Origin of the sequence: Candidatus Magnetobacterium casense, assembly GCF_000714715.1 — a bacterium.
Classification (GTDB): Bacteria; Nitrospirota; Thermodesulfovibrionia; order Thermodesulfovibrionales; family Magnetobacteriaceae; genus Magnetobacterium; species Magnetobacterium casense.
The window spans coordinates 1-12378 of record NZ_JMFO01000009.1; the positions used below are offsets into that span (position 1 = coordinate 1).

At 47.4% G+C, this 12378-nt stretch carries 9 protein-coding genes; 8 read left to right on the forward strand and 1 reads right to left on the reverse strand.

Features of this window, described 5'->3' with window-relative positions:
* Positions 1 to 590: 590 nt before the first annotated feature.
* The 8 genes from Mcas_RS06580 (at position 591) to Mcas_RS16445 (ending at position 10109) form a co-directional block, all read left to right on the forward strand.
* A complete protein-coding gene (locus Mcas_RS06580) occupies positions 591 to 1820 on the forward strand; it encodes an ABC transporter permease (protein WP_040334740.1) in 1230 nt (409 codons plus the stop codon).
* 91 nt (positions 1821 to 1911) lie between these two features.
* Positions 1912 to 2667 carry a class I SAM-dependent methyltransferase gene (locus tag Mcas_RS06585; protein WP_052566947.1) on the forward strand — a complete coding sequence of 252 codons (756 nt, stop codon included), beginning with the start codon at positions 1912 to 1914 and terminating at the stop codon, positions 2665 to 2667.
* A complete protein-coding gene (locus tag Mcas_RS06590; protein WP_040334741.1) occupies positions 2664 to 3938 on the forward strand; it encodes an ATP-grasp domain-containing protein in 1275 nt (424 codons plus the stop codon). Before Mcas_RS06585 ends, Mcas_RS06590 begins: the two co-directional genes overlap by 4 nt.
* A gap of 90 nt (positions 3939 to 4028) precedes the next feature.
* Positions 4029 to 4451 (forward strand): hypothetical protein, encoded by a 423-nt coding sequence (locus Mcas_RS06595; RefSeq protein WP_040334742.1) that lies wholly within the window; start codon positions 4029 to 4031, stop codon positions 4449 to 4451.
* Complete coding sequence (locus Mcas_RS06600; RefSeq protein ID WP_052566948.1) at positions 4448 to 5734, forward strand: ParA family protein; 1287 nt, start codon at positions 4448 to 4450, stop codon at positions 5732 to 5734. The genes Mcas_RS06595 and Mcas_RS06600 overlap by 4 nt, the downstream gene beginning before the upstream one ends.
* The gene (locus tag Mcas_RS06605; protein ID WP_040334743.1) at positions 5731 to 7206 is read left to right on the forward strand and encodes a hypothetical protein; all 1476 of its coding nucleotides are present in this window, start codon (positions 5731 to 5733) and stop codon (positions 7204 to 7206) included. The genes Mcas_RS06600 and Mcas_RS06605 overlap by 4 nt, the downstream gene beginning before the upstream one ends.
* Positions 7207 to 7245: 39 nt before the next feature.
* Positions 7246 to 8130: a glycosyltransferase gene (locus Mcas_RS06610; protein WP_040334744.1), complete on the forward strand. Its 885-nt coding sequence runs from the start codon at positions 7246 to 7248 to the stop codon at positions 8128 to 8130.
* Complete coding sequence (locus Mcas_RS16445) at positions 8118 to 10109, forward strand: sensor histidine kinase (RefSeq protein WP_052566949.1); 1992 nt, start codon at positions 8118 to 8120, stop codon at positions 10107 to 10109. Before Mcas_RS06610 ends, Mcas_RS16445 begins: the two co-directional genes overlap by 13 nt.
* Positions 10110 to 10321: 212 nt before the next feature.
* Here Mcas_RS16445 and Mcas_RS06625 read toward each other — a convergent pair whose 3' ends face one another.
* Positions 10322 to 12085, reverse strand: coding sequence for a formate--tetrahydrofolate ligase (locus Mcas_RS06625; RefSeq protein ID WP_040334746.1), 1764 nt, complete (start codon positions 12083 to 12085; stop codon positions 10322 to 10324).
* Positions 12086 to 12378: the final 293 nt, after the last annotated feature.

The window sequence follows — 12378 nt, forward strand, 5'->3', positions numbered from 1 at the left end:
AATAAGTAAAAATCAATCTTTGACAATAGACGATATTATCAGTGAGTTAGACATGATTCAAGAAATTATGGTGGAAATTGAAGAGATCAAAATTCCTGCAATTCAAACTCCATCTCCATTAGCCCAACGTATTCTCGATATCTTAAACATAACATTGCCACAACCTAAAACTGCTTAAGTTACTGTAGTGTCTACTGCTTATGGTGTGAACTTACTCTAACTGTTTGTTTTTTAAGCATTACATTGAAATTACGCTACCCTCTGTGCAGAACATCCGATATAGATAAAAGGTTTGCACGCATAATCAAGAAGTGCTTTCCCCTGTTTGGTGAGCAGATAGGTTATAATAGCTGTAATGATAGCTAAGATGATAAAATCCCTTAAATTAGTTGCAGGCGCCTTAGGCAACTCAAACACCTACGCTCTTCTTTGTGGTCATACTTATCTCCATACACTATTGTAATCACAGTGAAAAGAAAAAATCCAGTGAACAAAACTTCACATCCTGCCCCTCAAACTACCCTACCAGCCCATTACGGGGTCAAGCGGTTGATCCGGTTTTTGGACGTCTGCATGGTCAGCAACAAGACATGATAAACGTACCGTCCACAATAAGGATAGCCTTCCGGGCGCTGCGTGTGAACAAGATGCGTTCGGCCCTGACGATGATCGGCATTGTGATCGGTGTAGGTGCCGTGATAACGATGCTTGCCGTGGGCACGGGGGCACGTAAGCGAATTGCCGAGCAGGTGGCCAGCATGGGGAGCAATCTGCTGATCATACTGCCCGGTTCAACAACAGCCGGTGGGGTAAGGGCCGGCGGGGGGAGTCAGCCAACGCTTTCGCTCTCCGATGCCGATGCCATCCTGAAGGAGTGCCCTGCGGTGGACAACGTTGCCCCCAGGCTTAACGGAGTAGCCCAGGTGGTCTATGGCAGCCAGAACTGGTCAACGGCCGTGGAGGGCACAACCCCGGGCATCCTTGAGGTACGTGATTGGCCACTTGTTGCCGGACGCTCATTCACGATGGATGATGTCAGGGGTGCTGCAAAGGTCTGCCTGTTGGGTCAGACGGTGATAGAGAACCTCTTTGGCAGTATCAACCCTGTTGGTCAGATCGTCAGGATAAAGAACATCCCATTTACCGTTGTAGGGGTACTTGACAGGAAGGGGCAATCGCCAAACGGTCAGGACCAGGACGACGTCATATACATCCCCGTCACCACGGCGCAGAAAAAGGTCTTTGGCACGTCCTTCCCCGGAATGGTACGAACCATCATGGTAAAGGCAAAGGGGGTTGAGGAGTTGTATCAGGCCGAAAAACAGATAACCGATCTGTTGCGTCAGAGGCATCGTACAGGGCAAAAACGCGAAGATGACTTCACGGTGCGCAATCTCACCCAGGTGATGCAGACCGCACAGGAGTCCACTGACGTCATGACCCTGTTGCTGGGCGCCATAGCGTCGGTGTCTCTGCTCGTGGGGGGAATCGGGATAATGAACATCATGCTGGTGTCGGTTACGGAGAGGACCAGGGAGATTGGCATACGCATGGCAATAGGGGCCAACACTTGGGATATCAGGATGCAGTTTATCATAGAGGCCCTGACGCTGTCTCTCATTGGCGGTATCCTGGGGATTGCCGTGGGGTTGACGGCGGCTGAGGCAATCTCAATGATTGCGGGATGGCCAACGATTGTATCTGTCGTGTCGATAGTGCTTTCATTCTGCTTTTCCGGGGTAATCGGGATATTTTTCGGATTTTACCCCGCCTACAAGGCATCCCTCCTGGACCCCATCGAGGCACTGAGGTTCGAGTAAATCGAAAGAGAAGGGGGCGGCTCTGCTATGTTGAATTTTCTTATGGGGCTGTTGTACCATAAGAAAAGATAGATTGCTATGGAGGATAATTATGAGAGATACAAGTGGAAAAGCCTATGATCTGAATGCCTTGGTTAGTACATACAATATTGATAACGTCTATGAACAATATAAAAGGCTTGAATTTATTGAGAAACTGAGCCGCTACATAAAGTTGGAAACATCGCGGGTTATAGAATTTGGTTCAGCCATGGGGCATATGACGGCTCTTCTGTCGAGGATTGCCAAGACGGTTGTTGCCGTTGACGGCTCAGGGGATTTTATTGAGATAGCGCGCAGACGAATTGGCAACCCTGAAAATGTTAAATTTTACGAATCTTGTTTTGAAGACTTCAGGATTGACGAAACGTTTGATTGCATGATAATGCATCATACCTTAGAGCACATAGAAAGCCCTGCTCTTCTGCTGTCTGAGATAAAAAGTTTCCTTTATGATGATAGTCTGGTGGCAATTTCAGTCCCTAACGCTCATGCACTCTCACGACAGTTGGCCGTAAAAATGGGGTTATTGTCTTCCGTCTATGAGCTGACGGACAACGACAAGTGTCATGGGCATTATCGGGTTTATGACTGGAAGACATTGGAAAAACAAGTAGCAGAAAGCGGCTTTAACATTATTGGTAGGCATGGTCTTTCATTTAAACTATTTTCAGACAAACAAAATATCGAGATGTTAAACGCCAATATTATCGGAGAAGAGCAAATAAAAGGTCTTTGGCAACTGGGGGATGAATACCCTGATGTTGCCGGTGCAATTATGATAGTGGCGAAAAAAGACAACGTATGAAAAACGTATTGGTATTCCCTTGTGGTTCGGAATTGGGTCTGGAGGTCAATCGTGCCCTGGCTGATTCAAGGCACTTTACCTTGTTTGGGGCAAGCAGCGTTGATGACCACGGGAGATATGTTTATAAGAATTACATTGCAGGGCTTTCCTTTATAGACAGTGCTGATTTTATTGGTGAACTAAATAAGGTTGTAGAGCAATACGGCATTGATTTTATCATACCGGCTCATGATGGCGCCGTATTAAAGATGGCGGAGAATCAGGATAAAATCAAGGCCGTTGTGATTACCTCTTGCCGGCAGACATGCAGGGTTTGCAGGTCAAAGGGAAAGACCTATGAGGTCTTTGAGAAACTTATCCCGACCCCAAGGGTTTACACGGTAGCCGAAGAAATGACCTTCCCAGTGTTTCTGAAACCCGACACAGGCCAGGGAACAAAGGGAACTCATAAGGCAACCACAAAAGAAGCAGTTGACTTCTACCTAAGACAAGACCCGACATTACTCGTCCTGGAGTATCTGCCCGGAAAGGAATATACGGTTGATTGCTTTACGGACAGAAACGGAATCCTCCGGTTTGCCGCAGGACGACAACGAACAAGGATTTACAACGGCATCAGCGTTAATTCAAGGCAGGTGCAGGATGCCCGATTCCAGGAGATTGCAGCAATCATAAATGAGACGTTATCATTTCAGGGAGCCTGGTTTTATCAGGTCAAGGAGCGGACAAACGGCGAACTTGTCTTAATGGAAATTGCCCCGAGAATTGCCGGAACAATGGCGTTATTCAGGGTAGACGGTGTGAACTTCGTACAATTAAGCCTGTTTGACAGAATGGGACTTGAGGCGACTATCTTGTGCAACAGACTCGATATGGAAATAGACCGTGCCCTGTTTGCCAGATTCTCACCCGGAATAGATTATTCCTGTGTATATGTTGACTTTGATGACACCATCATTGTCAACAATTCAGTAAACACAAATATTATGAAGTTTCTTTATCAATCAAGAAATATGGGAAAAAAAATAGTCGTAATCTCAAAACACAAACATGACGTAAAAGAGACTCTGAGGAAATTCGCAATCAGCGAACTGTTGTTTGATGAAATAATCCTGCTTAATGAAAGCGAACACAAAAGTGACTATATCACGGAGATGAATTCCGTGTTCATTGACGATTCATTTGCAGAGCGAAAGGCAGTGCATGATAAATTGCATATCCCCGTTTTTGCATTGGATGCCGTGGAAGCATTATTGAGCTGGACAGTGTGATAAACTTTGTGTTGTTATTATATTGACATATCTATAAAGAAAATGCAAAACTATAAGTGGTATTTTAAAACCTGCATGAAGGAGGCAATAATGCCGCTTGATTATCGGGATGCAGCCCAAAGACACTATGAAGACGCCGAGTATCTTTTGGCAGATGCAAGATTGGCAAATGCAGACCACTTGTTCGGCTTTTCCGCTGAGTGTGCACTGAAGGCTGTTATGCTTTCATTGGGTATGCAATTCAAACAAAACAAAATACCTGTGGAGGAAAAGTACAGAGTTCATATAAACAATCTATGGGATGAATTCAGAGATTTTGCCAATAACAGAAATGGTGCCCATTATGTATCTATGCTCCCTGGTGGTTCCAATCCTTTTGCAACATGGGATGTTAGCCAGCGTTACGATCATCGTAGCGATATAATCGAAACTATAGTTGGAAATCACCGACAGGCTGCGAAGATAGTCAAACAAGTTCTTGATAGCGCTGTTTCAAATGGAGGTGTTATATGAGCACGGTATTTTTTAATAGTGCTTTGAATATTGCGCTCAATAAGATCAAGGATAACGTCGATAGCGGTAACATCATTCTGGTGCGAGACTTGCGCGGACGCATACGGGTATTAGCTGATGGACATGAGAGTGATCGGAAGGCAGCGTTTAAAAAGTGCAGCCAGGATTTGACAGATGCCCTTGGCGCTTACGGGTTTCCACAGGACAGGGCGGTGCTGTATGCAAGTGACATGGAACAGGTCTTTTCTCCTGCTGATCTGCAACTCATATATGAAAAAGGTGCCTTGAAGGTCTGGCTTCTTGACAGGCAGATCATTGGCCAGGACTGGATACGTGAACCGCTCAAACGCAGGACTACAAACCGGCGTGTTACGTTTTTCGGGATCAAAGGCGGCGTTGGTCGTTCAACCGCTCTGGTAATTTGGGCATGGCGGTTGGCCAAGCAAGGGAGAAAGGTACTGATTTTCGATCTGGACTTAGAGTCCCCGGGGGTAAGCAACACGTTACTACCTGATGCGTCTCTGCCGGATTACGGAATCGTGGATTGGTTTGTCGAAGACGGCGTAGGACAGGCCAATATCGTAGAAAATGCGATTATCGCCTCAAGCCCGTTGGCAAAAGACCTGCAAGGAGAAATCAGAATCGTACCGGCCTTCGGACAGGATAAGGAAAATTATCTGCCAAAACTCGCCAGGTGTTACGCAGAGTTCAGTGGCAATGAGCACAGGGCTTGGGGTGAGCGTCTGCAACAGATGGTTGAGACGGTGGAAGATAAAGAACAGCCTGACCTGGTTATCCTTGACAGCCGTGCCGGTTTGCATGATATCGCTGCAGTCTCTGTTACCAGAATGGACGCAGACACTTTTCTCTTTGCTGCTGACTCGTTGCAGACATGGAACGCTTACGCTTTTTTGTTCAAACACTGGCAGAAGTATCAACCAGATATAAGGGATTTACGAACAAGGTTGCAAATTGTGGGGGGCATGACACCGGAGACGGGGAGGGCAGAATACATCAATCGATTCATAGAGAGATCTTGGGATTTGTTCCGGGAGTATATTTACGATAAGACAGAAGCACAAACAACAGATACCTTCAGTTTTGATATGGACGATGAAGAAGCGCCACATTATCCGCTACAGGTAAATTGGCATCGGCCGTTGCAGGAGTTTGATCCCTTGCAAAACAGAGAGGTACTTGAAGAAGAGACTGTTCAGGCGGTCATGGGTAAGTTTATGACCGAAGCTGAACGTATAGTTTTTAGAGAGGAGGATCCCCTATGAAAACAGGTTGCAGATTCCCTCAAGAGATACGAGATCTGATAATAGATGCCTTGCCACAGGATACAGCGGTTTCAGGCGAGCCTCCGGATATTAAATATACCTTCATACCCAGGGGGCATTCAAAGGCATTGCAGCCTGATGCCATGCTGGTCAGTGGAATCCGAGGGGCAGGAAAGAGCTTTTGGTGGGCTGTCCTGCAACATGAGAAACGTCGCAAAATGGTAGCTCATCTCCTGCCTAAATCCAATATAGGTGAGAATACAAAAGTGTCATCAGGGTTTGGAGAGACCTCCAACACGAATAATTACCCTGGTAAAGATAAACTTGTGCAATTGAGTCAACAATTTGATCCCCGACAGATATGGCGTTGCGTTGTATTGCTCCAGGTTATCAAGGATACGGATGAAGGCATGTCATTGCCTGTTTCAGATTGGCCCGATAAAGTCCAATGGGTGATCGATAACCCGCAGAAGGTAGAGGAACTGTTGTATAGTGCCGATCAAAGGCTTGATCAAGCCGGTGTTTATCACCTGATTCTCTTTGATGCCCTAGACAGGACCGCTGATGATTGGCAAACAATGATAGCGATAATACGTGGCCTTTTGCAGGTTCTCCTGGAGTTTAGAGCCTACAGGCGTATCAGACCCAAGGCATTTGTAAGACCGGATCATATAGAAGATGCAAGCGTCTTTAGTTTTCCTGACGCATCGAAAATTCGTAGCCAAATGGTAGAATTACGCTGGCCTAGGAAAGAGTTATACGGTATGCTTTGGCAATACCTTGCAAATGAACCCAAACGAGGGGGGATTTTCAGGGAAGGCTGTCAAAATATCCTCAATCAATCGTGGGAACAGTATGAAGGTGTGTGGACGGTTCCTGAAAATATGCGAATCAACGAAGATATACAGAAAGAAATCTTTCATGCTATCACAGGCCCTTCGATGGGTAGAGGTAACCGCCGTGGTTTCCCATATACATGGTTACCGAACCACTTGGGAGACACCAGTGGGCAGGTAAGCCCAAGTAGCTTTCTCTCTGCCATCCGCAAAGCCGCTGAGGATAACCCGCGCTCAGAGTATGGATACACCCTTTACTATGAAAGTATCAAGAAGGGAGTTCAACAGGCCTCGCAGATTCGTGTTTGGGAAATGCAGGAAGATTATCCCTGGGTAGACAGATTAATGGAGAAACTGTCCGGTTTAACGGTTCCCTGTCACTCTGAGGAAATCACCCGTTGTTGGGAAAAAGACAATACACTAAATCGTCTTCAATCTGATATTGCCAAAGATCAGGATAAGGTTAAGCTCCTTCCTAAGCACTTGGACGAAGGACCCAATGGAGTCATGAAGGATATGGAATCACTGGGTGTCTTCAAGTTCATGCTGGACAAACGAGTTAATATTCCGGATGTCTATCGAATCGGTTATGGTTTGGGACGCAAGGGTGGTGTTAAAATTGCTGTCCGTGAATAAAAATTACCGAAATAATAAATGTATGCGATAGATACAAGTATGGAAGCCAAAAAGGTCTCGGTCCTTATGCCCACGTATAATAACGACGCATTTGTAGCGGAAGCCATTGAGGGCTGTCTTAGCCAGACGTACAAGAACCTCGAGATATGTATATCGGATGACTGCTCCACCGATAGGACTGTCGATGTCGTCATGGCATATAAGGAACGTTACCCTGACATCATAAAACTATTCGTTCAACCCTATAATATGGGCGTATACTCTATAGCGATAAACGTCAACAAGTCCCTGGATATGTGCCAGGGTCAATACATCGCAATTTGCGAGGGGGATGATATAATGCTGCCTGAGAGACTCCAACACCAGGTGGGGTTCCTTGAAAACAACCCTCACTGCATAGCCGTAACACATAACTGTGAGGTCTTTGACTCCGGGATGGGAAAGATTGATAACGACTTCTTCGGCTACCTAAACACCGCTGACCGCTCTACCAGTTATCTGATAAAGTTTGGCAACCATGTCCATACACCAACGGTGATGTTCAGAAATCTCAGGGATACCCCATTCAGGACCAATCCATCTATAAAGAGAATGCTTGACTGGTATCTGTTCATAGAGATGTCCATGCACGGCACAATCGCCCACCAAGACCTGACGCTGACACGATACCGACGACACGGTAACAATATAAGCAAGACAAACCTGACGGAAGATATACTCCTGACGCTTTCCCTCGTTGAGGCCAACTATCCCCGGTTTATCAGAGAAGTGCAGGAGGCAAGGGCATACATGTACCTGCATCAGTTCAGGAAAAACAAGATATCAGCCTATGGCAAGGGGCTTTTTTCGTATAACCCCCTGCTGCTGACCTACTCACTGGCAACGGCAGTTGCAGACAAGGTGGTAAAACGATGGCACCATTAAAAAAGCCGGGGGTTACAAGTCCCCTTGTGTTTGCTCTCGTTACAATATTTTTCATATGCTTGTGTGAGTTTATTATCGTTATATCCTTTGACGGTATAGCACACAGGCTTATATATCACAAAGAGCTGGTTGATACCGTGATGTTATCGGTGATGCTTACCGTGTTTCTGTACTACTTTTTGTTTCGTTCGCTGAGGGTGAAGCTCCTTGACAGTGTACGAGTCGTGGAAGATACAGAGAGGTCAAATCAAGAACTCCGGGGGCAAGTCTCCAGGATGCAGGAGACAGAAGTCTTGCACAAGTCCCTTATGGAAGCCATCCCTGATATAGTGTATAAGGTTGATTTGGATGGCAACTTCACATTCATAAACAGTGCCGTCAGGATGCTTGGCTATGAACCGGATGAACTGATTGGCAGGCATTTCAGCACGATAATAGCGCCGGAGGAGGTAGAGTATGTAAGCCGTGTGGCCGTGTTGCCAATGTACATGGGCAAGGCGCTCGGTGAGCATCACTCCCCTAAGCTCTTTGATGAACGTAGAACCTTCAACCGCAGTACACGTGGCCTGGAAGTACACATCATCAAAAAGCGTGTGTCCGATGCCGACAGTAATGCACAGGGTACTGATACAATTGTTGGTGAGGTAAACAGCTCCGGTGTATACAGATTTGACCCGGACAGGGGGCAACAGGAGTTTATCGGCTCACTTGGCATAATAAAGGCTGTTGAACAGTGGGGATCATCCGGGGTGATAAGAGACATCACTATGCGAAAACAGGAAGTAGACAGCCTGTTGAGACTAAAAAAGATGATGGAAGATATAACCCAGGGTGTCTCTGATAGCATGAGCCTCATGACCGATGATTTCAAAATATTGTGGGCAAACAAGGCTACTGAAAATAACACCGGATACACGATCGATGAACTTATAGGAAAGCACTGTTACGAAGTTACACACAACGTAGACAGTCCCTGTGACTCTCCCCTGCACCCATGCCCTATAAAAGAGGTCATGACCACGGGTAAGCCAACCACCATGTTGCACGTACACCTGGACAAGCACGGAAACAAGAGATACGTGGAAGTCACCGTATACCGAATGATCGAAGGAGATGGTAACAGTACCAACAGATACATCTACGTATCAAAGGATGTGACGGATAAAAAGAAAATGGAGGAGAGTCTGTTTGAGTTAAATAAACTCCTTCAAGAGCGGGTACAACAAGAGACCATGTTAAAGCTCGAAAAAGAGCAACTCCTGGTGCAACAGTCCAAGATGGCTTCCATGGGCGAAATGATCAACTCAATAACCCACCAGTGGAAACAGCCGTTAAATGCGATATCCGTTACGGTTATGGAGCTGGCTGAGGCACATACGTATGGAGAACTCAGCAGCGATTACCTTGATACGTTGAAAAACAATATACTGCAACAGATACAGTTCATGTCCAAAACGATGGATGATTTTAAGAACTTTTTGCGTCCGTCGAAAGAAAAAATCCCTTTTGACATAAAGGAGGCAATTCAGGATATAATAGCGATGTTTTCTCCTCTGTTTAAGAAGAGTAATATACTGATAAATCTTAGCGTTATCACGGAAGGGACATTTGAAATATCGGGTTATCCAAATGAGTTCAAACAGGTAGTACTGAACCTGCTCAACAATTCAAGGGATGCCATTATCTCAAAGACAGATCAGACACACCAGGAGGGTCGTATAGACATCAGTATAGGCACTGAAGATGAGAGGCTTATTGTTGTATCAATCCGTGATAATGGCGGTGGAATACCACCGGAGCTACTCGACAGGATTTTTGAGCCTTACTTTACAACGAAATCATCGGATAAGGGTACGGGCATAGGGCTATACATCTCAAAGACTATTATAGAGGACAGCATGGGGTGGCGACTTACGGCAAGAAATATTGAAGGTGGGGCAGAGTTCAAGATAGAGATACGTAACTTCTCAAAAAGTTGAGGTAACAGCCTTTTGACGCATGATTACATCCAAAAAGAGTAACCCACCACTGCCAAAAACCTACGCCTACGCAGAAAGGGGTCACAAGGGGACTGGTCCCCTTGCAGGGGAGGTCAAGGAGGGCCAGGTGCGACTTTTATGGCAGGGGTGCCTCACCCCCCTGGAGCGGAAAAGAAGCTCCGCCGCCCTCCTTGTTCTTCTTTGTTTCTTCTTTAGAATACGCCTTTGACTCTTCCTGTTTCGACGTCCACATCGACACGCCTGTAGGCCGGGTCTGAGGATGTGCCGGGCATCAGCTTTATGTCACCGGCCACGGGAACCACAAACCCTGCGCCCTTGTACAGGAGTATGTCTCTGACGAACAACTTCCAACCGGTGGGCACACCCTTTTTGTTGGGATTGTCCGAAACGCTGAGGTGTGTCTTGACCATGCATGTGCCGAGCTTGCTCAACTCTGGGTCGGACTCTATGTTTTGGGCCTTCTTCAGTGCATCGGCGGAGTACTCAACCCCGTCTGCGGCGTAGACCTTCGTTGCAATGTTGTGTATCCTCTCACGCAATGGCATCTCAAGCGGATAGAGAAACCTGAATTCGTTTTCTTCGTTGCAGGCGTCAACGACGGCATCGGCCAACTCAAGAGCGCCCTCGCCGCCTTTCTCCCAGTGCTTGGAGACTGCCACCCTGGCGCCGGCTGCCTCTGCCATGCGCTTGACGGCATTGATTTCGTTATCCGTATCCGTGTAGAAGGCGTTGATGCAGACAACCGGATTGATACCCGCACTCTTGACCGTCTTGATGTGATGAACAAGGTTGACGCAACCATTTTCAGTCCATCCGACGTTTTCGCCCTTGTACTCATCGGGGATCGGCCTGCCCGGAACCGGGATCGGGGCACCACCATGACACTTGAGCGCCCTCACCGTCGCCACAATAACGGCAGCATGTGGCTTCAGACCGGAGTATCTGCACTTGAGGTTCCAGAACTTCTCAAACCCGATATCGGCGCCAAATCCGCTCTCCGTCACGTTGTAGTCGGCCAGCTTCAGACCCACCCTGTCGGCGATGATCGACGATTGTCCAATGGCTATGTTGGCAAACGGCCCTGCGTGTACCAGGACGGGCTGTCCCTCGATTGACTGCAACAGGTTGGGGTTTAACGCCTCCACCATCCATGCCGTCATGGCCCCGGCAACTTCGAGGTCTTCCGTGGTGATAGGCTTACCGGTGCGGTCATAGGCGACTACGATCCTGCCCATACGTGCCCTGAAGTCCTTGAGGTCCGTGGCCACCGCCAGGATCGCCATTATCTCCGAGGACACGGCTATGTCAAAGCGCGTCTCCATCAGGGCGCCATCCATCTTGCCGCCAAGTCCGATGGTCATCTTTCTGAGCGACTGGGCACAGAAGTCCATTATCCATGCCATCTGGACGTTCTTGGGGTCTATGTCAAGACGCCTGAGTTTTCTCTTGGCCAACTGCTCATCCGTGTAGTTGTTCTCATGCTGCATCCTGGAGGTCAACGCAACCATGCCAAGGTTGTGTGCGTTCATTATGGCGTTGATATCACCCGTCAGACCCAGGGAAAACGGCGTCAGCGGGATGCACTGTGACAACCCTCCACCGGCAGCCGAACCCTTTATGTTCATCGTCGGGCCACCGGATGGCTGTCTGATGACTCCCACAACCCTCTTTTTCCTCTTGCCAAGGCCCTGGACAAGACCCATCGTTGTTGTCGATTTGCCCTCGCCAAGTGGGGTGGGCGTTATCGCCGTGACGTCTACGTATTTGCCATCGGGTCTGCCTGACGTGCGGCTTAGTACCTTCTTAAAGTCAACCTTGCCGACATAGTGTCCATGCGGCAAGAGCTCCTCTTTCTCAAGTCCCAGCTCCTCTGCGACCTGATATATCTGCTTCATGTGAGCYTCAGCCGCCTCGGCTATYTCCCAGTCGGCATGTTTTGTTGGATCCAGTGGCATTTAGTAATTCCTCCTTATGTTTGTTTAGAATCGCTTAACGTCTATCGCTTATCTATACCTTAACTGCCGCAATTTTGACAATGTCATGTTGAAAAGTATATCACATCCTGATGTTCAATTGTCAAGCCCTTTTCCTGATCAATCCGGGTGTATAAATTTTGTTACTGTAAATATTTCTGTGATGATAGAAGGTTACGCATTATGGGGTCAAGGGGACTTCTTCGTGCCCGGGGTGGCTCACCCCTCCCCTTGCGGGGGGTTCTGAAGGGGCCAGGAGCGTCCTGGAGCGAAAA

Excerpts from the sequence above, each read along its gene's own strand:
- Mcas_RS06580 (WP_040334740.1), top strand. The coding sequence starts at position 591 with ATGATAAACGTACCGTCCACAATAAGGATAGCCTTCCGGGCGCTGCGT.
- Mcas_RS06585 (WP_052566947.1), top strand. The coding sequence starts at position 1,912 with ATGAGAGATACAAGTGGAAAAGCCTATGATCTGAATGCCTTGGTTAGT.
- Mcas_RS06590 (WP_040334741.1), top strand. The coding sequence starts at position 2,664 with ATGAAAAACGTATTGGTATTCCCTTGTGGTTCGGAATTGGGTCTGGAG.
- Mcas_RS06595 (WP_040334742.1), top strand. The coding sequence starts at position 4,029 with ATGCCGCTTGATTATCGGGATGCAGCCCAAAGACACTATGAAGACGCC.
- Mcas_RS06600 (WP_052566948.1), top strand. The coding sequence starts at position 4,448 with ATGAGCACGGTATTTTTTAATAGTGCTTTGAATATTGCGCTCAATAAG.
- Mcas_RS06605 (WP_040334743.1), top strand. The coding sequence starts at position 5,731 with ATGAAAACAGGTTGCAGATTCCCTCAAGAGATACGAGATCTGATAATA.
- Mcas_RS06610 (WP_040334744.1), top strand. The coding sequence starts at position 7,246 with ATGGAAGCCAAAAAGGTCTCGGTCCTTATGCCCACGTATAATAACGAC.
- Mcas_RS16445 (WP_052566949.1), top strand. The coding sequence starts at position 8,118 with ATGGCACCATTAAAAAAGCCGGGGGTTACAAGTCCCCTTGTGTTTGCT.